22 protein-coding genes are annotated in these 26,095 nt (G+C 69.9%); 8 read left to right on the top strand and 14 right to left on the bottom strand.

Annotation, left to right across the window (positions count from 1 at the left end; all coding sequences use genetic code 11):
• Positions 1-18: 18 nt before the first annotated feature.
• Together ROTAS13_RS01590 and ROTAS13_RS01585 are read left to right on the top strand one after the other, a co-directional pair.
• Positions 19-1,002, top strand: a complete 984-nt coding sequence (locus ROTAS13_RS01590) for a cyclopropane-fatty-acyl-phospholipid synthase family protein (protein WP_126281895.1) — start codon at positions 19-21, stop codon at positions 1,000-1,002.
• Positions 1,003-1,113: 111 nt separating this feature from the next.
• Positions 1,114-1,566 (top strand): septal ring lytic transglycosylase RlpA family protein, encoded by a 453-nt coding sequence (locus tag ROTAS13_RS01585; protein ID WP_075821367.1) that lies wholly within the window; start codon positions 1,114-1,116, stop codon positions 1,564-1,566.
• A 140-nt stretch (positions 1,567-1,706) separates the two neighbouring features.
• On the opposite strand, the gene ROTAS13_RS01580 is transcribed toward ROTAS13_RS01585, so the two are convergent.
• Positions 1,707-4,013: an NADP-dependent malic enzyme gene (locus ROTAS13_RS01580; RefSeq protein WP_075821366.1), complete on the bottom strand. Its 2,307-nt coding sequence runs from the start codon at positions 4,011-4,013 to the stop codon at positions 1,707-1,709.
• A gap of 379 nt (positions 4,014-4,392) precedes the next feature.
• Here ROTAS13_RS01580 and pncA point away from each other — a divergent pair, with 379 nt between their 5' ends.
• Positions 4,393-5,055 (top strand): bifunctional nicotinamidase/pyrazinamidase, encoded by a 663-nt coding sequence (gene pncA, locus ROTAS13_RS01575; RefSeq protein WP_058389381.1) that lies wholly within the window; start codon positions 4,393-4,395, stop codon positions 5,053-5,055.
• A 170-nt stretch (positions 5,056-5,225) separates the two neighbouring features.
• On the opposite strand, the gene ROTAS13_RS01570 is transcribed toward pncA, so the two are convergent.
• Positions 5,226-6,392 (bottom strand): MFS transporter, encoded by a 1,167-nt coding sequence (locus ROTAS13_RS01570; RefSeq protein WP_075821365.1) that lies wholly within the window; start codon positions 6,390-6,392, stop codon positions 5,226-5,228.
• Between the two features lie 98 nt (positions 6,393-6,490).
• Here ROTAS13_RS01570 and ROTAS13_RS01565 point away from each other — a divergent pair, with 98 nt between their 5' ends.
• Positions 6,491-7,402 carry a LysR family transcriptional regulator gene (locus ROTAS13_RS01565; RefSeq protein ID WP_075821364.1) on the top strand — a complete coding sequence of 304 codons (912 nt, stop codon included), beginning with the start codon at positions 6,491-6,493 and terminating at the stop codon, positions 7,400-7,402.
• Positions 7,403-7,925: 523 nt separating this feature from the next.
• On the opposite strand, the gene ROTAS13_RS01560 is transcribed toward ROTAS13_RS01565, so the two are convergent.
• The 11 genes from ROTAS13_RS01560 to ROTAS13_RS01510 form a co-directional block, all read right to left on the bottom strand.
• Complete coding sequence (locus tag ROTAS13_RS01560; RefSeq protein ID WP_058389363.1) at positions 7,926-8,915, bottom strand: branched-chain amino acid ABC transporter permease; 990 nt, start codon at positions 8,913-8,915, stop codon at positions 7,926-7,928.
• Positions 8,916-8,918: 3 nt separating this feature from the next.
• Positions 8,919-9,803, bottom strand: a complete 885-nt coding sequence (locus tag ROTAS13_RS01555) for a branched-chain amino acid ABC transporter permease (RefSeq protein WP_075821363.1) — start codon at positions 9,801-9,803, stop codon at positions 8,919-8,921.
• Between the two features lie 75 nt (positions 9,804-9,878).
• Complete coding sequence (locus ROTAS13_RS01550; protein ID WP_075821362.1) at positions 9,879-11,117, bottom strand: ABC transporter substrate-binding protein; 1,239 nt, start codon at positions 11,115-11,117, stop codon at positions 9,879-9,881.
• 91 nt (positions 11,118-11,208) lie between these two features.
• Complete coding sequence (locus ROTAS13_RS01545) at positions 11,209-11,958, bottom strand: ABC transporter ATP-binding protein (protein ID WP_058389362.1); 750 nt, start codon at positions 11,956-11,958, stop codon at positions 11,209-11,211.
• The gene (locus ROTAS13_RS01540; protein ID WP_353407967.1) at positions 11,948-12,733 is read right to left on the bottom strand and encodes an ABC transporter ATP-binding protein; all 786 of its coding nucleotides are present in this window, start codon (positions 12,731-12,733) and stop codon (positions 11,948-11,950) included. The genes ROTAS13_RS01545 and ROTAS13_RS01540 overlap by 11 nt, the downstream gene beginning before the upstream one ends.
• Positions 12,734-12,833: 100 nt before the next feature.
• Positions 12,834-14,540 (bottom strand): AMP-binding protein, encoded by a 1,707-nt coding sequence (locus tag ROTAS13_RS01535; RefSeq protein WP_075821361.1) that lies wholly within the window; start codon positions 14,538-14,540, stop codon positions 12,834-12,836.
• A gap of 72 nt (positions 14,541-14,612) precedes the next feature.
• Positions 14,613-15,551, bottom strand: a complete 939-nt coding sequence (locus ROTAS13_RS01530) for a hydroxymethylglutaryl-CoA lyase (RefSeq protein WP_058389315.1) — start codon at positions 15,549-15,551, stop codon at positions 14,613-14,615.
• Positions 15,551-17,557 (bottom strand): acetyl/propionyl/methylcrotonyl-CoA carboxylase subunit alpha, encoded by a 2,007-nt coding sequence (locus ROTAS13_RS01525; protein ID WP_075821360.1) that lies wholly within the window; start codon positions 17,555-17,557, stop codon positions 15,551-15,553. The genes ROTAS13_RS01530 and ROTAS13_RS01525 overlap by 1 nt, the downstream gene beginning before the upstream one ends.
• Before the next feature lie 10 nt (positions 17,558-17,567).
• Positions 17,568-18,383 carry an enoyl-CoA hydratase/isomerase family protein gene (locus ROTAS13_RS01520; RefSeq protein ID WP_058389313.1) on the bottom strand — a complete coding sequence of 272 codons (816 nt, stop codon included), beginning with the start codon at positions 18,381-18,383 and terminating at the stop codon, positions 17,568-17,570.
• 8 nt (positions 18,384-18,391) lie between these two features.
• Positions 18,392-19,999, bottom strand: a complete 1,608-nt coding sequence (locus tag ROTAS13_RS01515) for a carboxyl transferase domain-containing protein (RefSeq protein WP_058389312.1) — start codon at positions 19,997-19,999, stop codon at positions 18,392-18,394.
• A 10-nt stretch (positions 20,000-20,009) separates the two neighbouring features.
• Complete coding sequence (locus ROTAS13_RS01510) at positions 20,010-21,179, bottom strand: isovaleryl-CoA dehydrogenase (protein ID WP_058389311.1); 1,170 nt, start codon at positions 21,177-21,179, stop codon at positions 20,010-20,012.
• Between the two features lie 108 nt (positions 21,180-21,287).
• On the opposite strand from ROTAS13_RS01510, the gene ROTAS13_RS01505 reads away from it, so the two are divergent.
• Entirely contained in the window at positions 21,288-21,902 is a 615-nt protein-coding gene (locus ROTAS13_RS01505) for a TetR/AcrR family transcriptional regulator (protein WP_058389310.1), read from the top strand.
• A gap of 234 nt (positions 21,903-22,136) precedes the next feature.
• Positions 22,137-22,667: a DsrE family protein gene (locus ROTAS13_RS01500; RefSeq protein ID WP_216348568.1), complete on the top strand. Its 531-nt coding sequence runs from the start codon at positions 22,137-22,139 to the stop codon at positions 22,665-22,667.
• 26 nt (positions 22,668-22,693) lie between these two features.
• On the opposite strand, the gene ROTAS13_RS01495 is transcribed toward ROTAS13_RS01500, so the two are convergent.
• Positions 22,694-24,043, bottom strand: coding sequence for an amidohydrolase (locus ROTAS13_RS01495; RefSeq protein WP_075821359.1), 1,350 nt, complete (start codon positions 24,041-24,043; stop codon positions 22,694-22,696).
• 191 nt (positions 24,044-24,234) lie between these two features.
• On the opposite strand from ROTAS13_RS01495, the gene ROTAS13_RS01490 reads away from it, so the two are divergent.
• The gene (locus tag ROTAS13_RS01490) at positions 24,235-25,026 is read left to right on the top strand and encodes a class II aldolase/adducin family protein (RefSeq protein WP_058389309.1); all 792 of its coding nucleotides are present in this window, start codon (positions 24,235-24,237) and stop codon (positions 25,024-25,026) included.
• A gap of 150 nt (positions 25,027-25,176) precedes the next feature.
• Complete coding sequence (locus ROTAS13_RS01485) at positions 25,177-26,022, top strand: creatininase family protein (protein WP_075821358.1); 846 nt, start codon at positions 25,177-25,179, stop codon at positions 26,020-26,022.
• The last annotated feature ends 73 nt before the right edge of the window (positions 26,023-26,095 follow it).

Here is a 26,095-nt window from a genome sequence, read left to right as displayed (position 1 = left end):
AGCGAGGGCGGGCCACGGGTGTTTCGCTGGTTGTCGATGGGGCGGGTGCGCCGGCGCGAGGCCGCGCTGGCTGCCTGGAACACCAAGATCCTGGGCTCCCTGCTGGCGCGCCGGGCCTATGAGGCGGGGCTGGCCGGCTATGGCATGGCGGCGCCGGGCGAGCCCCGGCCTGCCGGGCTGACCGGGCGCCTCTGCCGCCAGGCTGACGTCGAGGCGCCCTGGCTGCACCACTGGTGCGCCCGGCAGCACATCGCACCCCTCTATCACCGGAAGGTCTGGGAGGACTGCTTCGTGCCCCAGGCACTCTGGGAGGCCGGGATGCTGGCGCCGGGGCGGCGCGGCCTGGGCTTCGCGGTGGGGGAGGAACTGCTGCCCTGCATCTTCGCCGCCGACGGGGTGGAGGTGCTGGCCACCGACCTGCCGGCGGGCGACCCGCGCGCGCGGGAATGGATCCGGACCGCGCAGCACATGTCGGCGCGGGAGCACCTGTTCCACCCGCATCTGATCGGGCGCGAGGATTTCGAGGCGCGCGTGGCGTTCCGGCCGGTGGACATGGCCCATATCCCGGCCGAGCTGATGCGGGGCGAGTTCGACTTCGTCTGGTCCGTCTGCTCCTTCGAGCATCTGGGTACGGTGGAGGCCGGGCTGGACTTCGTGCTGCGGGCCATGCGCTGCCTGAAGCCCGGGGGCGTGGCCGTGCATACCACGGAGTTCAACCTGCTCGACGACGGGCCGGGGGTGGAGAAGGGCAAGACCGTACTATTCCGGCGCCGCCACCTGGAGACGCTGATGCGGCGCCTGGAGGCGGCCGGGCACGCGCCGCTGCCGATGGACTACGAGCCAGGGAGCGGCTTGCTCGACCGTTTCGTGGACCTGCCGCCCTTTGCCGGGCAGGGGATCTGGCCCCTGCCGATCGATCCCGGCGACACCCCCCATCTGAAGCTCTCGGTGCGCGGCTGCATTTCAACCTCCGCGGGAATCATCATCCGCGCCGCTCAATGATCCGGTTTCCATATTAAAAACGGATCAGAAACAGTTTTGCGTTTCAAGATTGCGCGAAAAATTTAAACCCGCCATGCCCGCCCCTGCGCGACAGAGGAGCGGCGTAGGGGCGTGAGGGGTAAGACAGTGCTGGCAGCGTGCCTGGGTCTGGGGATGGCCCTGTCGGTTGCGCCGGGCATGGCCCGGGCGAACGAAGGGCCCGAGGAAGTGGTGATGCGCCTTGAGCCCGCCGTTTCCGCCAGGAAGGGGATGAAGGTCCAGCGTGGTCCCGCCTCCTATTACGCCGACCGGTTCCATGGCCGGAAGATGGCCAATGGCGAGCGTTTCGACCGGGATTCCAATTCCGCGGCGAGCCGCACCCTGCCGCTCGGCACGACCGTGCAGGTGACGAACCTGCAGAACGGGCGCACCGCGACGGTGAAGATCGAGGATCGTGGCCCCTATGTCGGCAACCGCGTGATCGACCTGAGCCCGGCCACCGCCGAGGCGCTGGGCATGATCGATGCCGGTGTCGTCATGGTCGAGGTCCGGCCCGTCCAGATGGCGAGCCTGCAGAACTTCTGACCCCGCCCTGTCCGGCTGGCGGCGCCCTTCGCGGCGAGGCGGCCGGGAGGCGGACGGAAGACGAAAAACCCCCGGCCTGGATCTTCCAGGCCGGGGGTTTTCGCGTGGGCGGGCCTGATGCCCGCCCGGAGCCCTCTCGCCTACCGGCCGATGGCGTCGTGCGCGGCCAGGCAGGCCATGTCCAGGATCTGGTTCACGCCCGCCGAGATCGGCACGATCTGGGCCGGCTTCTCCAGCCCCATCAGCACCGGGCCGATGGTGGTGGCGCTGGTCAGGCGCGGCACCGCCTTGCTGAGGATATGGGCGGCGTGCAGCCCCGGCATGATCAGCACGTTCGCCGGGCCGTTCAGCCGGCAGAAGGGGTAGAGGGAGCGCAGCGCGGGGTCGAGCGCCACGTCGGCGGTCATCTCCCCGTCATACTCGAAATCCGCCCCGCGCTCGTCCAGCAGCTTCACGGCATCGCGGATGTTGGTGGGGATGGAGGTGCGCGCGTCGCCGAAGTTCGAGAAGCTGAGGAAGGCCACGCGCGGCTCCAGCCCCAGGCGCTTGGCCGCCGCGGCGGACTGGGTGGCGATGGCGGCCAGGGTCCCCGCCTCGGGGCGCGGATGGATCGCCGTGTCGGCGATCAGCACCGTGCCGCGGGCGCGGGTCAGCATCAGGGTCAGGCCGAAGAGCACGCTCTCCTCCGAGCCTTCCGGCACGGCGGCCTTGCCCAGCGCCATGGTCACGCCCTTCAGCGTCTCGATGTAGGAGCGGGTGGTGCCCGTCACCATGGCATCGGCGTCGCCCAGCGCCACCATGCAGGCGGCGAAGACGTGGCGGTCCTGGTTCACCGCGCGCTGGCAGTCGCGGAACAGGAAGCCCTGGCGCTGCTTGCGCTCGTACAGGTACTCGGCATAGCGGCGGTTGCTGTCGGACAGCGCGGCGTTGTGGATCTCCACGCCCTCCGGGAAGGGCAGGCCGAGGGCGCCGGCGGTGGCCATGATGCGGTCCTCCCGCCCCACCAGCACGGGTGTGCCATAGCCCGCGTTGCGGAAGGCGATGGCGGCGCGCAGCACCTTCTCCTCCTCGCCCTCGGCGAAGACGACGCGCTTCGGGTTGGCGCGGACGCGCTCGGTGATCGCCTCCAGCGCCCCCGCCGCCGCATCCAGCCGCCCGGTCAGGCCGCGGGTGTAGCGGCGCAGGTCCTCGATCGGGCGGCGCGCCACGCCGCTCTCCATCGCCGCCTTGGCCACGGCGGGCGAGACATGGGAGATCAGGCGCGGGTCGAAGGCGTTGGGGATGATGTATTCCGGCCCGAAGCGCAGCGCGCTGCCGGCGGCCACCTCCTCCGGCACGTCCTCGCGCGCCAGCATGGCCAGCGCCTCGGCGGCGGCGACCTTCATGCTGTCGTTGATGGTGCTGGCCCGCACGTCCAGCGCGCCGCGGAAGATGAAGGGGAAGCCCAGGACGTTGTTGACCTGGTTCGGATAGTCGGAGCGGCCGGTGGCGACGATGGCGTCGGGCTTGGCGGCCTTCGCCTCGTCCGGGGTGATCTCCGGGTCCGGATTGGCCATGGCGAAGATGATCGGCTTGTCCGCCATGGAGCGGACCATGTCCTGCGTCACCGCGCCCTTCACGGACAGGCCGAAGAAGGCATCCGCCCCGGCCATGGCATCCGACAGGGTGCGGGCCGCGGTGTCGATGGCATAGGCCGACTTCCACTGGTTCATGCCGTTGGTGCGGCCCCGGTACAGCACGCCCTTGGTGTCGCACATGGTGATGTTCTCGGGGCGCATGCCCATCGCCTTCACCAGCTCGGCGCAGGCGATGGCGGCGGAGCCGGCGCCGTTGATCACCAGCCTCGTGGTCCTCAGGTCGCGGCCCGTCAGGTGGCAGGCGTTGATCAGCCCGGCGGCGGCGACGATGGCGGTGCCGTGCTGGTCGTCATGGAAGACGGGGATGTCCAGCAGCTCGCGCAGCCGCTGCTCGATGACGAAGCACTCGGGCGCCTTGATGTCCTCCAGGTTGATGCCGCCGAAGGACGGGCCCAGGAAGCGCACGCAGTTGACGAACTCGTCCACGTCCTCGGTGTTCAGGCACAGGTCCACCGCGTCCACGTCGGCGAAGCGCTTGAACAGGGCGGCCTTGCCCTCCATCACCGGCTTGGAGGCGAGCGCGCCCAGGTTGCCCAGGCCGAGCACGGCGGTGCCGTTGGAGATCACCGCCACCATGTTGCCCTTGGCCGTGTAGTCATAGGCCAGCGCCGGGTCGCGATGGATGTGCAGGCAGGGCTCGGCCACGCCGGGGGAATAGGCGAGGCTCAGGTCGCGCGCCGTGATCAGCGGCTTGGTGAGCCGGATCTCCAGCTTGCCCGGCTTGCCCTCGGCATGGAGGGCGAGAGCCTCCTCCGCCGTGACACGCGCGGTGCGCGAATCCTTGGGCGTCATCTTGGCCACGTCGTCCATCGTCCGAACCCCTCAACCGGTAACCTCGCCTCCCTTCCTATTGAGGTCCGCGCGGGTGCGAAAGCCAGCCGCTTCGCGCATGCGGCATGGCACGGATGCGATCCTGGGCCTGGACGGGGGCTTCCGGTTCTTGCGGGTGCGGCATGAGTGCCGCGACGGAAAATTCCGCTGACAACCGGAATGCCGCAATTTGCGTGCGCCCGGGGCCGCGGAAGAAGCCCAGGCATTGCTTCAGGCCGTCGCAAGGGCTGGCTGGCCGTGAAGAGCAGCAAGGTGTCCGGCGCCACGGGGCGGACAGGGTCCCGCCGCCGGGGCAGCTCTCTCCGGGCATCCGGGGCGAAGGCTGGACGGCGGGGGCCGTGCGCGGGAAGCTGTCGGCATGTCCGCGACGCCGCTCTCGCCGAACCCGGAAACCGATGTCCTGATCGTGGTGGACGTGCAGCCCGATTTCATGCCGGGCGGCGCGCTTCCCGTCCCCGATGGCGACGCGATCCTGCCGCTGGCCAATGCGCTGATGCCGCGCTTCGGCCGGGTGGTGGCGACGCAGGACTGGCATCCGCCGGACCATCTCTCCTTCGCCAGCCGGCATCCCGGCCGCGCGCCCTTCGAGATGGTGGATTTCCCCTATGGCCCGCAGACGCTGTGGCCGGACCACTGCGTGCAGGGCACGCCCGGTGCGGCCCTGCATCCGGCGCTGGAGACGCGGCCCTTGCAGGCGATCTTCCGCAAGGGGATGCGGCGGGAGGTGGACAGCTACAGCGGCTTCACCGAGAACGACCGCGAAACCGGCACGGGCCTCCCCGGCTATCTGCGCGCCCTGGGCGTGCGGCGCGTCTTCCTGTGCGGCCTGGCCACGGATTTCTGCGTCGCGGCCACGGCGCGGGATGCGGTGGCGCTGGGTTTCGAGGCGGTGGTGATCCTCGATGCCTGCCGTGGCATCGCCGCGCCGCTGCCCGGGGGCGGGGACACGCTGGAGGTCGCCTTGGAGGGGTTCCGGGATTCCGGGATCGCCACCCTGGGCAGCATCGCCCTGCTGGGCTGAGGCGGCGCCCCGCGTTTCCACCTGTTCTTCGGGGGGGGCAGGCCACGGACGGACGGTGATCGCACGGAGTCGATGCAAGCCCCGGGGGCCGGGGATCGGCTTCGGTTCCCGGCGGAGAGGGGGCGGGGCGAGACTCCCTCGGGGATGCCGCCGGAGGAACGCGGCCCGGATCAGCCGCAGGCCATGGCGGGAACCGGACGCCGGCGCCGCAGAAGGAGCATCATGGCGAGGCCGGACGCCGCCATGGCCGCCCCGGCGACCGAGATCGCCGGATAGCCGAGTCCGGCATCGAGCACCCCGCCACCGAGCGCCGCGCCGATGGCATTGCCCAGGTTGAAGGCACCGATGTTCATCGCCGAAGCGAGGTTCGGCGCCTCGGCGGCGGTGGCCACGACCCGCATCTGCAACGGCGGGACGATGGCGAAGCTGGCCACGCCCCAGAGGAAGATCAGCGGCGCCGCAGTCGCCTCCCAGCGCATCCCGGCGGCGAAGAGCAGCAGCAGGACCACCAGCGCGGCCAGGGAACCGATCAGCGTGCCGTCCATGGAACGGTCGGCCAGGCGGCCTCCCAGCCAGTTCCCGGCGGCGAGGCCGAGGCCGTAGATGACCAGCATCGCCGTCACGAAACCCGCGCCCGCCCCCGTCTCGCCACGCAGGATGGGGGCGATATAGGTGAAGACGGTGAACATGGCGCTGGCGCCCAGCACGGTCAGGCCCAGCGCGGCCAGCACCGGCCCGCGCCGCAGCACCCGAAGCTCCGCCCGCATGTCGGCCCCGGCCTCGGCCGGCAGCGGCGGCAGGGAGAGGCGCAGCGCGATCATGGCGAGGACGCCCACCGCCGCGATGCCCCAGAAGGCGATGCGCCAGCCCACCGCCTCGCCAGCCCAGGTGGCCAGCGGCACGCCGCCGATCGTGGCGATGGTCAGGCCCGAGAACATGGCGGCGACGGCCGCCGCGCGCCGCTCGGGTGGGACGAGGCCGGCCGCCACCACCGCACCCACGCCGAAGAAGGCGCCATGGTTGAGGGAGGTGACGATGCGGGCGAGAAGCAGCATGCCGTAGCCGCCCGCCAGGGCGGACAGGATGTTGCCGAGGGTGAAGATGCCCATCAGCCCGATCAGCAGGCGCCGGCGCGGCATCCGGGCGAAGGCGAGCGTCATCAGGGGCGCGCCGAGGAGAACGCCCATCGCATAGGCGCTGACCAGCAGCCCCGCCCTGGGGATGGAAACGCCGAGGTCGCCGGCGATCACCGGCAGCATGCCCATCGGGGCGAATTCCGTGACGCCGATGCCGAAGGCACCGATGGCCAGCGCCAGGAGCGGTGGGTTGAGACTCATGGGACAGGGTCCGGATTGTTCCGCCGCGGCACTTGGTCGGCTTTGGTGCATCGCGGTAGTAGGGATGGCGGACCAGGATCTTTGCGCCGGAGGCACAGATGCCGCGTGAAAGGACAGATCGGGCGGGGGAGATGGAGGCCTTCGCCACGGTGGCGCGGGAAGGCAGCCTGTCAGGCGCCGCCCGTACGCTGGGCCTCACCCCCTCGGCCGTCAGCCGCATCGTCGCCCGCATCGAGGCACGGCTGGGCGTGCGCCTGCTGGTGCGCACGACGCGCCGGCTGCGGCTGACCGCCGAGGGGGAGGCCTATCTCCGTGCCGCGACCCGCATCCTGGCCGACCTCGACGAGGTGGAAAGCGGCATCGCCGACCAGGCCTCGCCACGCGGGCGGGTGCGGGTCAGCACCTCCATGGCGCATGGGCGGATGGTGATCGTGCCGCTGCTAGGGGCCTTCGTGGAGCGCTATCCCGGCATCAGCGTGGAGATCGACATCAACGACCAGATCGCCGACGTGCTCGGCGGCCGCGCCGATGTCGCCGTCCGCTTCGGGCCGCTGGCCGACAGCCCGCTTTCCGCCCGGAAGCTGGGGGATACCGGGCGCAGCGTGGTGGCCTCGCCGGCATACCTCGCCCGCGCGGGGGTGCCGCGCCGGCCGGCCGATCTCGCCCGGCACAACTGCCTCGATTTCAGCTTCCGCCGCATCGAGCCCGGCTGGCCCTTTCGCGAGGGTGGGCGGGACTATCTGATGCGGGTTTCCGGCAACATGACCGCGAACAACGGCGAGACCCTGGTGCAGCTCGCCCTGCAAGGCGTCGGCATCACCCGCGTCGGCCATTTCCATATCGATGACGAGATCGCCGCCGGACGGCTGGTGCCGCTGCTGGAGAAATACAATCCGCAGGACCGGGAAAGCATCCACGCGGTCTTCGTCGGCGGCGCCACCATGCCAGCCCGCATCCGCGTCCTGGTGGATTTCCTGGCGGAGCATCTGCGGCCAGGGGCGCGGGGATGAAGGCGGCGTCGTGCCCCTTGGCCTGCCCCCGGGGGAGAGGCTCCGCCTCTCGCCCCGGAACCCCCTCACCGCCAGGACGCTGCGCGCCCTGGACCCGATGAGCTGGCACGCGCGGTGACCGTCGGCCCGAAGGTTCGATCCCGCCGCGCCCCCAATGTCTCTTGCTTCCCAGGCCCGGCTCAGGATATAGGAATATAATCAACACCACACCGCTCTGGCCCGGTCCCTGGAGGTGCGAACCCAGGCGGCATCCGCTCGCGCCACGGGGCGAGGCCCAACATCCATCCGGACGGATAAAGGGCTAAAAACCTAAAGTCCTAAAACCCTAAAGCCCGGGATGGCAGGCAGGGCGGAAGACCCTGGCCCATGCAGGCGCAGGGAGTGGCCAGCACCGGCACCGGACCGTGACGCCGCCGATGATCCATGCACCCCGCCGTTCGTATCCGCCGCCGGAAAGCATGGCTCTCCGGCGCGATCCGGTGTCAGCAGGCACCTTGTCCCCCGGACGGCGCAAGGCCCAGCCTCAGAGCTTCGTCTTCAGCAGTCGCCCGATCTCGCCGACGATGCCGGCGCGGAAGGCGACGACGCAGATGACGAAGATGGCGCCCTGGATCACCGTCACCCAGGCGCCGAAGGGGGCAAGGTAGTTCTGCATCGCCACGATCACCGCGGCGCCGACCACCGGGCCGAACAGCGTGCCGAGGCCGCCGAGCAGGGTCATCAGCACCACCTCGCCGCTCATCGACCAGTGGACATCGGTGAGGGTGGCGATGCCGAAGACCAGCGACTTGGTGCCGCCCGCGACGCCGGACAGCGCCGCCGAGAGCACGAAGGCCATCAGCTTGTAGTCGTCGGCGCGGTAGCCGAGCGAGGTGGCGCGCGGTTCGTTCTCGCGGATCGCCTTCAGCACCTGGCCGAAGGGAGAATGGACGATGCGGTGGATCAGCAGGAAGCCGATCAGGAAGACCGCGGCCACCAGCCAGTACATGGCCATGTCCGGCGCGAGGTCGATCACCCCGAAGAGGCGCCCCCGCGGAACGGACTGGATGCCGTCCTCGCCATGGGTGAAGGGCGCCTGGAGGCAGAAGAAGAAGACCATCTGCGCCAGGGCCAGGGTGATCATGGCGAAGTAGATGCCCTGCCGCCGGATCGCCAGCCAGCCGAAGGCGAGGCCCAGCACGGCGCCGACGACGCCGCCGGCCAGGATCGAGACCTCCGGCGTCAGCCCCCAGACCTTGGCCGCGTGGGCGGCGAGGTAGCCGCCCATGCCGAAGAAGGCGGCATGGCCGAAGGAGAGCAGGCCGACATAGCCGATCAGCAGGTTGAAGGCGCAGGCGAAGAGGGCGAAGCAGAGCAGCTTCATCAGGAAGACGGGATAGAGGACGAAGGGCCCCGCCAGCAGGAAGGCGACCAGCAGGATCAGGGCGATGCCCTGGCCCCGGCTGAAGCCGAGCAGGCCCGGCATGGTGGGCGGCGCGCTCAGGTCGCGCGGCGCGGTGGAACTGGCGGACATGGTTCAGGCCCTCCCGAACAGGCCGGCGGGCCGCACCAGCAGCACGATCGCCATGACGACGAAGATCACGGTGGAGGCGGCCTCGGGGTAGAAGACCTTGGTCATCCCCTCCACCAGCCCCAGGCCGAAGCCGGTGACGACCGAGCCCAGGATGGAGCCCATGCCGCCGATCACCACCACGGCGAAGACGGTGATGATGAGGCTGGAGCCCATCTGCGGGTTCACCGAGTAGATCGGCGCCGCCAGCACGCCCGCCAGCGCCGCCAGCGCCACGCCGCCGGCATAGGTCAGGGTGACGAGGCGCGGCACGTTGACGCCGAAGGCCTGCACCAGCGCGGCGTTCTCGGTGGCGGCGCGCAGATAGGCGCCGAGGCGCGACTTCTCGATCACCAGCCAGGTGCCGAGCGAGAGGATCAGCGCGGCCACCACGACCCAGGCGCGGTACACCGGCAGGATCATGAAGCCGAGATCGAGCGGCATGCCGGTGAGCGAGGCGGGCGGGGCGTAGGGCATGCCGGAAGAGCCGAAATACTGCCGGAAGACGCCCTCGATCATCAGGGCGAGGCCGAAGGTCAACAGCAGGCCGTAGAGCGGGTCCGCCCCCTGAACCCGGCGGATCAGCAGGCGCTCGATCACCACGCCCAGCACGCCCATGATGAGGGGGGAAAGGATCAGCGCGGGCCAGTAGCCGATGCCCAGCCAGTTCAGCAGCATCCAGGCGACGAAGGCGCCCATCATGAACTGCGCCCCATGGGCGAAGTTGATGACATGCAGCATGCCGAAGATCACCGCCAGGCCCAGCGAGAGAAGCGCGTAGAAGGCGCCGTTCACGAGGCCCAGGACGATCTGCGGCAGGCCCATCTCCAACTGGAACAACAGGTCTTCCATCTTGTGCCTCTCAGTGCGGGCAGGCGGGGGAGGGCGGCGCGGCGCCCTCCCGGCCAGCCCTCCCTCTCGGGGGGATCAGGAGCGGACGAGCGGGCAGCCGCCGGCCGAGAGCGGCCGCCAGGCATCCTCGGCGGAGGTGGTCTCCAGCAGCTTGTAGTAGTCCCAGGGTCCCTTGCTGTCGCCGGGTGCCTTCACCTCGAAGAGATAGGCCGGGTGCAGCTTGCGCCCGTCCTCGCGGATCTTGCCCGCGCCGAAGCAGTCGTCGTCGGTCGGCATGGCCTTCATGCGCTTCACCGTCTCCACGCCCGAGGCCTTGGCGGCGGCGGCGCCCATCTCGGCCACCACCTTCAGGTAGTGCAGCGCCCCGGCATAGCAGCCGGCATGCGACATGGCCGGCATGTTGCCGTTCAGCGAGCCCTTCACCCGGTTGGTGAAGGCGCGGGTGCGGTCGTTCAGGTCCCAGTAGAAGCTTTCCGTGCAGACCAGCCCCTGGGCGGCGTTCAGCCCCAGGCCATGCACGTCGTTGATGAACATCAGCAGCACGGCGATCTTGGTGCCACGGCGGGTGACGCCGAACTCGGCGGCCTGCTTCACCGCGTTGATCGTGTCCGTCCCGGCGTTGGCGAGGCCGATCACCTTGGCCCGGCTCTGCTGCGCCTGGAGAAGGAAGGAGGAGAAGTCCGTGCTCTGCAGCGGGTGGCGCACCGAGCCCAGCACCTTGCCGCCGGCCTCCTTCACGAAATTCGTGGTGTTCCTTTCCAGGTCATGGCCGAAGGCATAGTCGGCGGTGATGAAGTACCAGCTGTCGCCGCCCTGCTTCACCATCGCCCCGCCGGTGGACCTGGCGAGCATGTAGGTGTCGTAGGTCCAGTGGACGGTGTTGGGCGAGCACTGGCTGCCGGTCAGCTCCGTCGTGCCACCGGTGGAGTTGACATAGACCTTGTTCTTCTCCTTCACGACGCTGTTCACCGCCAGCGCCACGGCGCTGTTGGGCACGTCGATGATCATGTCCACGCCGTCCTGGTCGAACCACTGGCGGGCGACGTTGGCGCCGACATCCGGCTTGTTCTGGTGGTCGGCGGCCACGACCTCGACCTTCACGCCCTTGGCCTCGATGCCGCTGTCCTGCACCGCCTGGCGCACGCAGGCGACGGAGGTGGGGCCGGAAATGTCGCGGTACACGCCGGACATGTCGTTCAGCACACCGATCTTGATCGTGCCCCCGGCCTGTGCCCGGGCCGGGCGGAAGGGCAGCAGCCCCAGGGCGGGCAGGGTCGCTGCGCCGAGAAGGGTCGTGCGGCGGGATAGGGTCATTCCTGGGGTTTCCCTGGCTTTCGTTGGTTTCCGGCGGCGTTGCCGCCCGTTTCCTGCATCCGCCCCGCCGGAAAGCCGGGCGGGGCGGGGGTCAGACGCCGAGATATTCCTGCAGCCGCTCCGCCGCGCTGGCGAGCTCGTCGTTGCGGAAGCCGTCCACCACCCGCCCATGCTCGACCACGTAGTGCCGGTCGGCCACGGTCTGGGCGAAGCGGAAGTTCTGCTCCACCAGCAGCACGGTGAAGCCGCGCGCCTTGATCTCGCGGATCGTGGCGCCGATCTGCTGCACGATCACCGGCGCCAACCCTTCGGTCGGCTCGTCCAGCAGCAGCAGTGGCGCGCCGGTGCGCAGGATGCGCGCGATGGCCAGCATCTGCTGCTCGCCGCCCGAGAGCTTCGTGCCGGGGCTGTTCGCCCGTTCCTTCAGGTTCGGGAAGAGCGTGTGGATGGTCGGGATGTCGAGCCCGCCCGGCCGCACCACCGGCGGCAGCATCAGGTTCTCGGTGACGTTCAGCGCGGCGAAGATGCCGCGCTCCTCCGGGCAATAGGCGATGCCGGCGCGGCCGATCTCGTCTGGCCGGGCGCGGATCAGCTCCCGCCCCTCGAAACCCACCGAGCCGCTGCGGCGCCCGACGAGGCCCATGATGCTGCGCAGGGTGGTGGTCTTGCCGGCGCCGTTGCGGCCCAGCAGCGTCGCCACCTCGCCTGGCCGCACGTCGAAGTCCATGCCGTGCAGCACGTGGCTCTCGCCGTACCAGGCCTGCAGACCGCGCACCTTCAGCAGCGCCTCGCCGGAAGAGGCGGAGCCGGGGCGTTCCTCCAAGAGGGCCTCAGGCGGCATGGGCGGTGCCTCCGGCGATGGTGGGGTCGGTGCCGAGATAGGCGGCCACGACCTCCGGGTTGCGCGAGACCTCGGCATAGGGACCTTCCGCCAGGATGCGCCCGCGTGTCAGCACGGTGATCCGGTCGCAGAGCCCCTCCACCACCTTCAGGTTGTGCTCCACCATCAGCACGGTGCGGCCCGCGGCCACGCGCTTCACCAGGGCGGTGACGCGGTCCACGTCCTCGTGCGTCATGCCGGCAGTAGGCTCGTCCAGGAGCATCATCTCCGGTTCCAGCGCCAGGGTGGTGGCGATCTCCAGCGCCCGCTTGCGGCCATAGGAAAGCGAGCCCGCCGTCAGCCCGGCGGCATTGGCCAACCCGACCTCGGCCAGCAGCTCCATCGCCCGGGCGTCGTAGCGGGTGAGCACGGATTCGCGCCGCCAGAAGTCGAAGGAGCCGCCGCGCTCCCGCTGCAAGGCCAGGCGGACGTTCTCCAGCACCGTCAGGTGGGGAAAGACCGCCGAGATCTGGAAGGAGCGCACGAGGCCCAGCCGGGCCACCTCGGCGGGCTTCATCGCGGTGATGTCGCGGCCGTTATAGCGGATGCGGCCGCGTGTCGGCTGGAGGAACTTCGTCAGCAGGTTGAAGCAGGTCGTCTTGCCCGCCCCGTTGGGGCCGATCAGTCCATGGATGCTGCCGCGTTGCACGCGCAGGTTCACCCCGGAGACCGCGGCGAATCCGCGGAACTCCTTGGTCATGTCCTCGGTCTCCAGGATGTAGTCGGCCACCCGGATGCTTCCTCGTTCTTTTCAGTCTTGCACAGGAGTTAAGGCGAAGCCGCCCCCCGGCGCAAGCGGGATCGTGGCATCCCCCACCAACCCGCCCGCCCCGCCCTCAGGCGGTCTCCTGGCGCGTCAGGCCCAGCTCCTCCTCCATCTGCCGGCGCATGAGGAATTTCTGGATCTTGCCGGTCACGGTCATGGGAAATTCGTTAACGAACTGCACGTATCTCGGGATCTTCTGGTGTGCGATCTGCCCCTCGCAGAAGCCGCGCACCTCCTCCACCGTCAGCATCTCGCCCGGCCGGATGCGGATCCAGGCGCAGAGCTCCTCGCCATAGCGTGGGTCGGGCACGCCGAAGACCTGCACGTCCTGGATCTTCGGGTGGCGGTAGAGGAACTCCTCGATCTCGCGCGGATACAGGTTCTCGCCGCCCCGGATCACCAAGTCCTTGATCCGGCCGACGATGTTGCAGTAGCCCTCCTCGTCGATGGTGGCGAGGTCGCCCGTGTGCATCCACCGCGCCGGGTCGACCGCCTCCGCCGTCCGCGCCGCCTCGTCCCAGTAGCCCAGCATCACCGAATAGCCGCGGGTGCAGAGTTCGCCCGGCTGGCCGCGCGGCACGATCCGCCCCTCGGTGTCGATGATCTTCACCTCCAGATGCGGGTGGATGCGCCCGACGGTGGAGACGCGCCGTTCCAGCGGATCGTCCACCGCGCTCTGGAAGCTGACCGGGCTGGTCTCGGTCATGCCATAGCAGATGGTGAGGTCGCGCATGTTCATGCGACTGGTGACGCGCTTCATCACCTCGATGGGACAGGGGGAACCCGCCATGATCCCCGTGCGCAGCGAGGACAGGTCGAACTCCGCGAAGCGCGGGTGGTCGAGCTCGGCGATGAACATGGTCGGCACGCCATAGAGCGCGGTGCAGCGCTCCGCCTCGACGGCCTCCAGCGCCGCCACCGGGTCGAAGCCCTCGCCCGGATAGACCAGGCAGGCGCCGTGCGTCAGCGCGGCGAGGTTGCCCATCACCATGCCGAAGCAGTGGTAGAGCGGCACGGGCACGCAGATCCGGTCCTCTTCGGTCAGGCGCATCGCCTGCCCGACGAAATAGCCGTTGTTCAGGATGTTGTGGTGCGACAGCGTGACGCCCTTCGGCGTGCCGGTGGTGCCGCTGGTGAACTGGATGTTGATGGGGTCGTCGAACTGCAATGCCGGGCCCAGTTCCCGCAGTGCCGTGCGTTCCCGCTCCCCGCCCAGGGCCAGCACATCGGCGAAGGGCAGGGCACCGGCCAATGGGGCGGAGGAAACGGGGCCGCCGAGCTGGATCACCACCCGCAGCGCCGGCAGCCGTGCCGCGCGCAGCTTCCCCGGTGGGCCGCTATCCAGCTCCGGCGCGATCTGCCGCAGCATCCCGGCATAGTCGCTGGTCTTGAAGGACGTGGCCGTCACCAGCGCGGCGCAGCCCACCTTGTTCAGCGCGAACTCCAGCTCGTGCAGCCGGTAGGCCGGGTTGATCGTCACCAGCACCAGGCCGGCGCGCGCCGCGGCGAACTGGGTCAGCGCCCATTCCACCCGGTTCAGCGACCAGATGCCGACCCGCTCGCCCCGCCGCAGCCCGAGCGCCAGGAAGCCCGCCGCCAGCCGGTCCACCTGCTTCCGCAGCTCCGTCCAGTTCCAGCGCACGCCCTGGCCCCGGTCGATCAGCGCCGGCCGGCCCGGCCAGGTCTCCGCCGTGCGGTCCAGCCGCTGCCCGATCGTGTCGCTCAGCAGCGGCGTCTCGCAGGCCCCATGGACATAGCTGAGTTCCCCGGCACCCATCCTGTCTGTCCTCCCTTGGCTTCTTCCGGAGGGCCTCCCGGGAGGAAAGGCGCCGCCTTTCCCCCGGACCCCCTATCCGCCAGGAACCTGAGGTTCCTGGACCTCCCATTCATTGGTTTTGGCGGCGAGCGCCCGTGCCACCCTGGAAGCCGGCTCGCGTTCCAGCGCCACGCAGATCATGCGTCCCGCTGCGGCGAGGCGGGGGAGGTCCACGCCGGTCCCGATGCCCATGCCGTCGAGCATGTAGACCACGTCCTCGGTCGCGACATTGCCCGAGGCACCCTTGGCATAGGGGCAACCGCCCAGCCCGGCCACGGCGCTGTCCACCACCGAGACGCCAAGCTCCAGGCAGGCCAGGATATTCGCCAGCGCCTGGCCATAGGTGTCGTGGAAGTGCAGCGCCAGCCGTTCCAGCGGCACATGCTCCGCCACAACCTCGACCATCCGCCGCGCGGCGAGCGGCGTGCCCGTGCCGATCGTATCGCCGAGCGAGACCTCGTAGCAGCCCATGCCGGCCAGCGCGGCCGCGACGCGCGCCACGGCCTCCGGCGACACGGCGCCCTCATAGGGGCAGCCGAGCACGCAGGAGACATAACCGCGTACCCGCAGCCCGGCGGCGAGCGCCCGCTCCACCACCGGGGCGAAGCGCTCCAGGCTCTCGGCGATGGAGCAGTTGATGTTGGCGCGCGAGAAGCTCTCCGAGGCCGCGCCGAAGACCGCGATCTCTCGTGTCCCGGCGGCCAGCGCCGCTTCCAGCCCCTTCAGGTTCGGCACCAGCACGGGATAGTCCACGCCGGGGCGCGGCGTGAGCCCGGCCAGCACCTCCGCCGTGCCCGCCATCTGCGGCACCCATTTCGGCGAAACGAAGCTGCCTGTCTCGATGCTGCGAAGGCCGGCATCGGCCAGGGCCTCGACCAGCGCGATCCTCGTGGCGACGGAAACGGGCCGCGCCTCGTTCTGCAGCCCATCGCGCGGACCCATCTCCACGATGCGGACATGACCGGGGAACATCACGCCGTCTCCGTTGCGAAGGTCACGAGCTGCGTGCCTTCCTCCACCATCTCGTCCACGCCATGGCGGATGCTCTCCACCACGCCCCCGGCGGGGGCGGAGAGGGTGAGCTCCATCTTCATCGCTTCCAGGACCAGCAGGGGCGTGCCCTTGGCCACCTTGTCGCCGGGGGAAACCAGGACGCGCGTCACCCGGGCGGGAATCGGGGCGATCACGCGGTCGCCGCCGGCGGCCTGGCTTTCGGGCGGCGCCAGCGGATCGAGCACGCGCAGCCGCACGCCGAGGCCGCCGCGCAGCACGGTCAGCATGTCGCCCTGCCGTGCCACGGCCATCCGGTGCTGCACGCCGTCGAGGCGCAGGCGCAGCCCGTCCTCCGTCTCCTCCGCCGCCACATGCGCGCTGTTGCCGCCGGGCAGGGTGAGGTCCAGCGATCCGTCCCGGCGCAGCGCCGCGCGCAACAGAACGCGCTCGTCTCCGGCCTCGAAGAGCAGGTCCTGGTAGCCCGCCCCGTTCATCCGCCAGGCATCGGCGGTGGCCCAGGGCGAGAAGGGATCGCCCGACCCTCGCGCCGCCGCCCCGGCAGTCCGTGCTTCCTCCCGCAGCACCGTCCAGGCGGCGGCCGCCCAGGCCGGCGTGTCCGGCACGGGCTCGGCGGAACCTTCCAGCACCTCCGGGTGCCGGGCGATGAAGCCGGTGTCGAGATCCGCCGCCAGGAAAGCGGGATGCGTGGCCAGGGCGCGCAGCAGGGCGAGGTTGGTGCGCACCCCCACCACCTCGTATTCCGCCAGCGCCGCGGCGAGGCGCCGTGCTGCCGCGTCGCGGTCCTCGCCATGCACGATCAGCTTGGCGATCATCGGGTCGTAGTTCGGCGTGATCGCGTCGCCCTGGCGCACGCCGGTATCGACGCGCACGCCGTCGCTCTCGCGCGGCTGGCGCAGATGCGCGAGCGTGCCGGTGGAGGGCAGGAAGTCGCGCGACGGGTCCTCGGCATAGATCCGCGCTTCAATGGCGTGTCCCTGGATGCGGAGGTCTTCCTGCCGCAGCGGCAACGGCTCGCCGGCGGCGACGCGGAGCTGCCACTCCACGAGGTCCTGCCCGGTGATCGCCTCGGTGACGGGATGCTCCACCTGGAGGCGGGTGTTCATCTCCATGAAGAAGAAGCGCCCGTCTTCCGCGATGAACTCCACCGTGCCGGCGCCGACATAGCCCACGGCCCGCGCGGCGGCGATCGCGGCCTCGCCCATCGCGCGCCGCTGCGCCTCGTCCAGCCCCGGGGCGGGGGCTTCCTCGATCACCTTCTGGTGCCGCCGCTGGATGGAGCAGTCGCGCTCGAAGAGCGAGACCGCGTTGCCCTGCATGTCGGCGAAGACCTGGATCTCGATATGGCGGGGCCGGGTCAGGTACTTCTCGATCAGAACGTGGTCGTCACCGAAGGAGGCCCTGGCCTCGCGCTTGGCGCCCTCGATGGCCGCCTCCAGATCGCCAGCCGCCTCGACCACGCGCATGCCCTTGCCGCCACCGCCCGCCGAGGCCTTGATCAGCACGGGATAGCCGATCCGCGCGGCTTCCTCGGCCAGCAGAGCCATCTCCTGGCGCTCGCCGTGATAGCCCGGCACCAGCGGCACGCCGGAGCGTTCCATGATCGACTTGGCGGCGGATTTCGAGCCCATGGCGCGGATCGCCGCGACCGGCGGGCCAATGAAGGCGATCCCGGCCGCCGCGCAGGCCTCGGCGAATTCCGCGTTCTCGGACAGGAAGCCGTAGCCGGGATGGATCGCCTCCGCCCCGGAGCGCCGCGCGGCATCAAGGATGCGGGGGATGGAGAGATAGCTTTCCCGCGCCGGGGCCGGGCCGATGGGATAGGCCTCGTCGGCGAGATGGACGTGCCGCGCCGCGCGGTCGGTCTCGGAATAGACCGCGACGCTGCCGATGCCGAGACGCTGCGCGGTGCGGATCACCCGGCAGGCGATCTCGCCGCGATTGGCGATGAGGATCTTGCGGAACATCGCCTCGTCCTCAGTTCATGCGCTCGGGCGGCATACGTTGGAGGATGCGCCAGGACGGAGGGCGCTTGCCGAGGAAGGCGCCCAGTCCCTCGCGCCCTTCCTCCGAGGCGCGCCGCTCGGCGATGCGCCGGCCGGTTTCGGCGGACAAGGCCTCGTCCACCACGCGTCCCTCGCAGAGGAAGACGAGGTCCTTGGCCGCCGCCTGCGCACCTGGAGCCCCTTGCAGCAGCGCCTCCAGCACCTTCTCCGCCTCTGCTTCCAGCTCCGCCGCCGGCACCACCTCATGCACCAGCCCGATCTCCAGCGCCCGGTGGGGTGGGATCACCTCGGCGGTGGTGAAGTAGCGGCGCGCCTGCCGCGCCCCGATGGCGGCGACGACATAGGGGCTGATGGTGGCAGGTGTCAGGCCCAGCCGCACCTCGCTCAGGCAGAAGCGGGCCGTGTCGGCGGCCAGCACCACGTCGCAGCAGCAGGCGAGCCCGACGCCGCCGCCATAGGCCGCGCCCTGCACCAGCGCCAGGGTCGGTTTCGGCAGGCGGGCGAGCAGGTGCATCAGCCGCGCCAGCTTCGCCGCGTCGGCGAGGTTGTCCTGGTGCGAATGTTCCGCCATGCGCCGCATCCAGTCGAGGTCCGCCCCCGCGGAGAAGGAGCGCCCGGCGCCGGTCAGCACCACGGCGCGCACGCGCGGGTCCGCGCCCAGCTCCTCCAGCGCCGCGGAAAGCCCGGCGATCAGCGCGTCGTCGAAGGCATTGTGCCGCTCTGGCCGGTTCAGGGTGAGCCGCGCCACGCCGCGCGGGTCGATCTGCAGCAGGATGGTGTCGTTCATGGCGGTCCTCACATCCGGAACAGGCCGAAGCGCGTCGGCTCGATCGGCGCGTTGAGGCTGGCCGAAAGGCCCAGCGCCAGCACGCGGCGCGTCTCGGCCGGGTCGATCACGCCATCGTCCCACAGCCGCGCGGAGGAATAGGTGGGGTGGCCCTGCGTCTCGTACTGCGCGCGGATCGGTGCCTTGAAGCCTTCCTCCTCCGCCGCGCTCCAGCTTCCGCTCCTGGCCTCGATGCCGTCGCGGCGGACGGTGGCGAGGACGGAGGCAGCCTGCTCCCCGCCCATCACGCTGATGCGGGCATTGGGCCACATCCAGAGGAAGCGCGGCGAATAGGCGCGGCCGCACATGCCGTAATTGCCGGCGCCGAAGCTGCCGCCGATGATCACGGTGAATTTCGGCACGGCGGCGGTGGCCACGGCCGTCACCATCTTGGCGCCATCCTTGGCGATGCCGCCGGTCTCGTACTTCTTGCCGACCATGAAGCCGGTGATGTTCTGCAGGAAGACCAGCGGGATGCCGCGCTGGGCGCAAAGCTCGATGAAATGCGCCCCCTTCTGCGCGCTCTCGCCGAAGAGGATGCCGTTGTTGGCCACGATTCCCACCGGATAGCCCCAGATATGGGCGAAGCCGCAGACCAGCGTGGCGCCATAGAGGCGCTTGAACTCGTCGAACTCGCTGCCGTCCACCAGCCGCGCGATCACCTCCCGCACCTCGAAGGGCTTGCGGCGGTCGGCGGGGATCAGGCTGTAGAGGTCCTCCGCCGGATAGAGCGGGGCGCGGGGCTCGCGGATCGCCAGGGAAGGGCGCTTCGTGGCGTTCAGGCTGGCGACGATGTTCCGGGCGATGCCCAGCGCATGGGCGTCGTTCTCGGCATAATGGTCGGTGACGCCGGAGGTGCGGCTGTGGACATCGGCGCCGCCCAGCTCCTCCGCCGTCACCACCTCGCCGGTCGCGGCCTTCACCAGGGGCGGACCGGCCAGGAAGATGGTGCCCTGGTTGCGGACGATGATGCTCTCGTCGCACATGGCGGGCACATAGGCGCCGCCTGCGGTACAGCTTCCCATCACCACCGCGATCTGCGGGATGCCCTGCGCCGACATGCGTGCCTGGTTGTAGAAGATGCGCCCGAAATGGTCGCGGTCGGGAAAGACCTCGTCCTGCTGCGGCAGGTTGGCGCCGCCGGAATCCACGAGGTACAGGCAGGGCAGGCGGTTCTGCTCGGCGATCTCCTGGGCGCGGAGGTGCTTCTTCACCGTCAGCGGGAAATAGGTGCCGCCCTTCACCGTCGCGTCATTGGCGACGATCATGCATTCGCGCCCCGAGACGCGGCCGATCCCGGCCACCATTCCGGCCGAGGGCACCTCGCCGCCATACATGCCCTGCGCTGCGAGCTGGCCGATCTCCAGGAAGGGCGAGGCCGGATCGATCAGCGCCCGGATGCGATCGCGCGGCAGCAGCTTGCCGCGCCCCAGATGCTTCTGCCGCGCCGCCTCGCCGCCGCCGAGGCGGACCTGCTCGGCCAGGGCACGCAGCTCGTCGGTGACGGCGCGCATCGCTTCGGCATTGGCGCGTGCCTCGGCGCCGCGGGGATCGAGGGCGGTTTCCAGGACTGGCATGGCCCGCGCCTCACGCCGTTTCACGGAAGAGTTCCCGCCCGATCAGCATCCGGCGGATCTCGCTCGTCCCGGCGCCGATCTCGTAGAGCTTGGCATCGCGCAGCAGGCGCCCGGTCGGGTATTCGTTGATATAGCCATTGCCGCCCAGGCACTGGATCGCCTCCAGCGCCATCCAGGTGGCCTTCTCGGCGGCGTAGAGGATCGCGCCCGCCGCGTCCTTGCGCGTTGTCTGTCCCCGATCGCAGGCCTGCGCCACGGCATAGACATAGGCGCGGCAGGCGCTGAGCGTGCTGTACATGTCGGCCAGCTTGCCCTGCATGAGCTGGAACTCGCCGATCGCCTGGCCGAACTGCTTCCGCTCGTGCACATAGGGGAGCACGACATCCATGCAGGCCTGCATGATGCCCAGCGGCCCGGCGGCGAGCACGGCGCGCTCGTAGTCCAGCCCGCTCATAAGCACGTTCACGCCCCGGCCGAGGCCGCCCAGGATGTTCTCCTCCGGCACCTCGCAATCCTGGAAGACCAGCTCGCAGGTGTTGGAGCCGCGCATGCCGAGCTTGTCCAGCTTCTGCGCCGTGGAGAAGCCCCGGAAGCCCTTCTCGATCACGAAGGTGGTGATGCCGCGCGGCCCTGCCTCCGGATCGGTCTTGGCATAGACCACCAGCACATCGGCATCCGGCCCGTTGGTGATCCACATCTTGTTGCCGTTGAGCACGTAGCGGTCGCCGCGCTTCTCGGCCCGCAGCTTCATCGACACGACGTCGGAACCCGCGCCTGGCTCGCTCATCGCCAGCGCGCCGATATGCTCGCCCGAGATCAGCTTCGGCAGGTAGCGCTGCTTCTGTGCCTCGCTGCCGTTGCGCCGGATCTGGTTGACGCAGAGGTTGGAATGCGCGCCGTAGCTGAGCCCGACCGAGGCCGAGGCGCGGCTGATTTCCTCCAGCGCCACGACATGGTCGAGATAGCCCATGCCGGCGCCGCCCAGCTCCTCCGGCACGGTGATGCCGAGCAGGCCGAGATCGCCGAACTTGCGCCAGAGATCGTTGGGGAAGGCGTTCTCGCGGTCGATCTCCGCGGCGCGTGGAGCGATCTCCCGCCGTGCGAAGGCGGAGACCTGCTCGCGCAGGGCCTCGGTGGTCTCGCCCAGGCCGAAATCCAGCCCCTGGAAGCCACTGGACATGCGTAACCCTCCCCTGAACGCGCACGCTTGGACATGGGGCCACTGACGGGCCTCGTTGCAAACGAACATACGTAAGTTTATGCTGGCTGGGAAGAGGTCAAGGAAACGATGGCGCGTATCGCAGGCTCGAAAGGCCCCCGCACGGCGGCGCTGATCCGCGAGGTCGGGCTGACCCTGATCCACGAGCATGGCTTCGAGGCGATGAGCCTGCGCGACCTCGCGGCGGAGGTCGGAATCCAGCCCGCCTCGCTCTACAACCATATCTCCTCGAAGCAGGAACTGCTCTTCGGCCTGGTGCGCGAGCATATGGAGGCGCTGCTCGCCAGCACGGAGGCCGCGCTGGACGCCGCGCCGCCCGATCCCCGGGGGCAGGTGCGCGCCTTCGTGGCGCATCACCTGCTCTACCACATGGACAAGAAGCGCGAGGTCTATGTGGCGAATTTCGAGCTGCGCGCGCTGGAGCCGCGGAACCGCGACGCCATCCTGGCCCTGCGCCGGGGCTATGAGGGCCGGCTCATCGCCCTGCTGGACGCGGGCGTCGCGGCGGGGGGATTCGCCCTGGCCGATACGCGGGTCGCCGCCTATGCCATGCTGGCCATGCTGACCGGCGTCTGCACCTGGTACCGCCCGGACGGTCGCCTGACGCCGGAGGAGGTGGTGCGGCTGCACACCGACCTCGTTCTCGAAGGCTGCCGTCGCCCGGAGGAGGCATTGCCGGCCTGACCGCTCCGACACCATGCCGGGGCTGGAATCGGGGTGCTGTCCGGTGCATTCGTGTCATGGGGGAAATGACGCGATTCATGCACGCATGAAGATAATCTCAAGGGATACACAAACTCACTGCGTGTGGAAAACCCATGCCGGGTCCGTAGTCTCGCGCAACCATGACGAATTCTGTTTCCCGTTGCGTTGCAGCATATTACGCAGATCGGCAAGTTTTCCGAGGCAAGGACAGGAATGAAAGCCGTCGCGACACTCTTTTCGGCCCTGATGCTGGCGGCATGGGCCTGCCCGGCAAGGGCCGCGCCCACCGGGTCGGCGCCCGAGGTGATCCAGAAGGTCGTCTACCACAACAACGGCGGCAGCGCGGATATCTCGATCTTCATCAAGGCGGAGATCTTCTTCCGCCGCCATGTGCTGGGCGAGGATGTGACGGGCGAGGCGAACGCGCCCTACTTCAACGGGCTGCTCGACAATATCCGCAACCACATCAATGCGGTCGGCAAGGAGCATGTGCGCATCGCCGTGGTGGACCATTCCGCCGGCGTGGATATGCTCAAGCTCGCGATCACTGACAAGGCGATCGCGGGCAAGCTGGATGCCCTGCGCGCGGATGGCGTGCGGTTCCTTATCTGCGCGAACACGCTCAACGCGCGGCACATCTCCCTGGGCCAGCTCCATGGGGCGAAGCCCGAGGATGTCGTGCCGAGCGGCGTGGCCGAGATCGCGACGCTGGAACAGGTGGGCTACGTCTATATCCATCCGTGAGGCCATGCGGACCGTGGAGCCGGAGCTCAGGCCTCGCCGCCGTCCTGGTGGTGTGGCCGGTCCTGCCCCAGCAGGCGCTCCGCGATTCCGGCGAAGAGATCCACTCCCTGCGGCAGGGCCGCCTCGTCGAAGTCGAAATCCACCGCGTGGTGAATGCCCTTGAGATCGGCGCCCAGCAGGAAGTAGGTCGCGCTGCCGCCCTGTTCCTGCACCCGGCGCAGCATCAGCGTGGCATCGTCGCCGCCGCCGATCGGCCATTCCGGCTCGATCCGCGTGATCCCCGGCACGGTGCGCGCCACGTCCGCGACGATGGCGGCGGCCTCCGGGCTCGGCGTGGCGCCGATGCTGCCGCCCATCTCCTCGATGCGCAGCGCGACATCCTGCATCGCCGCCGCCCCGGCCAGCACTTCCCGCGCCCGGCAGTCCATGTAGTCCAGTGCCGCCTGCGAGCCGCCGCGTACCTCCAGCACGAGGTGGCAGGAATCGGCGATCACGTTGCGGCCGCTGCCCGCCACCATCCTTCCGACATTCACCAGGGTCGGTGCCTCGGCATGGCGGCTGATGGCGTGCAGGTTCAGCGCCGCCGTGGCCCCGGCCAGCAGGGCGTTGCGCCCTTCCTGCGGTCCCATCGCGGCATGCGCGGCGCGGCCTTCCAGGAAGGCATCCAGCTTGTTGGAATAGAGGAAGCCCGTGGCCACCGGCGCCACCGTGCCCGAGGGCAGCAGGCAGCCGAGATGCCCGGCGAAGAAATGGTCCACCCCGTCCACGACGCCGGCAGCCACCATGGGCCGGGCGCCGCGTCCGCCTTCCTCGGCGGGCTGGAAGATCAGGCGGATCGTGCCCCGCCAGCGCGCGGTCGGCGATGCGAGGCGGGCGGCCAGGGCCAGGCCGATGGCGGTGTGCCCGTCATGGCCGCAGGCATGCATCACCCCGGCGCGGCGCGAGCGGAAGCCCTCCCTGTTCGGCGCATGGTCCAGCACCTCCGTCTCCCGCACCGGCAGCGCGTCCATGTCGAAGCGGAAGGCGAGCACGGGGCCGTCGCCGCGCCGCAGCTCCGCCACCACCCCGGTCTGGCCGCCCGGCATGCGCGCCACCCATTCCGGCGGCGCGCCGGCCGCCAGCGCCGCCTCACGCGCCGCCACGGTCTCGGCCGGGGAGGGGCGGCCGGGCATCTCGCCCTCCACCATGACCTCCGGCCCCGCCTTCACCGACCAGCCGAGCCGTTCCAGCGTGACGGCCACCTTCGCGGCGGTGCGGTATTCCAGGAAGCCCAGCTCCGGGAAGCGGTGCAGGTCGCGCCGGATCCGCACCACGCCGCCATCGTTGGCGCCGGTCGCCGCGGCGAAATCCAGATCCGTTCCCATTTTCGGCTCCATGCCTGGTTCCTTCCGCCTCTGCTCATGTGCGGGGCAAGCCTGCCCGCGATACGGGCCGAAAGACACCCACGCCCCTGCCGGGGCAAGGGGCCGGGCTCCGCCGGCGGTTGACGCGCCGCCGCCAGGGGGCGGAAAGTCGCGGCCCGCCGATCATCCCCGTTCCGCCAGAAACGCCCGATGGGAGAAGCCCGATGAACGTGACCACGCCGCCCTCCAGCCTCCCGCCCGCCAGCCTACGGGGGATCAGCGAGGAGGAATGGAAGATCCGCTGCGAGCTCGCGGCGCTCTACCGGCTCGTCGCCTATCACCGGATGACGGACCTCATCTACACCCATATCAGCGCCCGCCTGCCGGGGCCCGACCACCACTTCCTGATCAACCGCTACGGCGTGATGTTCCACGAGATGCGGGCCAGCGACCTGGTGAAGATCGACCTGGAGGGCAACGTGATCGAGGAGGACGCTTCCTCCAAGCCGGTCAATGCCGCGGGCTTCACCATCCACTCCGCGATCCACATGACGCGGGATGACGCGGCCTATGTCGTCCATACCCATACCAGCGCCGGCATCGCTGTCTCGGCGCAGAAGGAGGGGCTGCTGCCGATCAGCCAGCACGCGCTGAAGTTCCATGGCCACCTCGCCTATCACGGCTACGAGGGCATCGCGCTGGACCTCGACGAGCGCGAGCGGCTGGTCGCCGATCTGGGGCAGCACAAGGCGATGATCCTGCGCAACCACGGGCTGCTGGTCACGGGCCGCACGGCGGCGGAGGCCTTCAACAACATCTACTACCTGGAGCGCGCCTGCCAGGCGCAGGTGGCGGCGCTCTCGGCCGGCATGGACCAGATCGTCTTCCCGCCGGAGGAGGTGCGCCTGCGGACCGCGGAGCAGTTCAACCGCTCCGACTCCCCGCATATCTACGACCTCGCCTGGACCGCCGCGCTGCGCCTCGTCGATGGCGACAAGGTGGATTATCGTTCATGAAGTGAGCCGGGCCGCGCCCGGCCGGAGGAAAGCGAGGTTTTCCGCGCTTTTCCGTGGAATGGGCGCGGCCTCCGCTGCGGCCGCGAAGGCTGGGCAGGGGGGCGGGGAGGGGAGTAGACAGGAACTCATTGCCGGAGTTGCCTGGTTCCCATGTTCCGCCGATCCGCTTTCCGGAAGCGACACCTGGCCCTTCTCCAGGTCCCGATCCTCGCCGGGTTCCTGGTTCTCGCCCCTCTCGCCTGGGCGCAGCCGCCCGATACGGTCTGGCTCGACCAGCTCACCTGGACGGAGATCCGGGCCGCCACCCAGGCCGGCAAGCGTACCGTCATCATCCCCGTGGGCGGCACGGAGCAGAGCGGCCCCTTCATCGCCGTGGGCAAGCACAATGCCCGCGTGGCGGTGCTCGGCGAGCAGATCGCCCGGCAGCTCGGCAATGCCCTGCTCGCCCCGGTGATCGCCTATGTGCCGGAAGGCAACATCAACCCGCCCAGCTCGCACATGCGCTTTCCCGGCACGATCAGCATCCCGCCCGAGGTCTTCGAGGGCCTGCTGGCCTCCGCCGCCGAAAGCTTCGCCGCGCATGGCTTCACCGACATCGTGCTGATCGGCGACCATGGCGGCTACCAGAAGAACCTGCGGCATGTGGCCGACCGCCTGAACCGCCAATGGGCCAAGGGCCCGGCGCGGGCGCACTACATCGCGCAGTACTACGACACCATCGAGAGCAGCTTCGCCCCGGCCCTGCGCGCCCGTGGCCTGGGCGACGACATCGGCACCCATGCCGACCTCATGGACACCGCCCTGACGCTCGCCACCCGCCCCTCCCTGGTGCGGCAGCAGGCCCTCCAGGCCGCGACCGAGAAACCCGGCGCGGCCCAGGGCGTCTATGGCGGCGACCCGCGCCCGGCCACGGCGGAGCTCGGCCAGATCGGCACCGGCGCCATCGTCGCCCAGACTGTGGCCGCCATCCGCCAGGCCACCACGCCGCGCCGCTGACCCGCCTTCCGCAGCCGGGAACATGCCGGTTCACATGCCCGCGCCCCGGCCCCGCCTCCCCCTTCGCCCGAGG

The organism is Roseomonas sp. TAS13, from assembly GCF_001950415.1.
Lineage (GTDB): Bacteria > Pseudomonadota > Alphaproteobacteria > Acetobacterales > Acetobacteraceae > Roseomonas > Roseomonas mucosa.
This window is presented reverse-complemented; position numbering and strand designations above follow the sequence as displayed.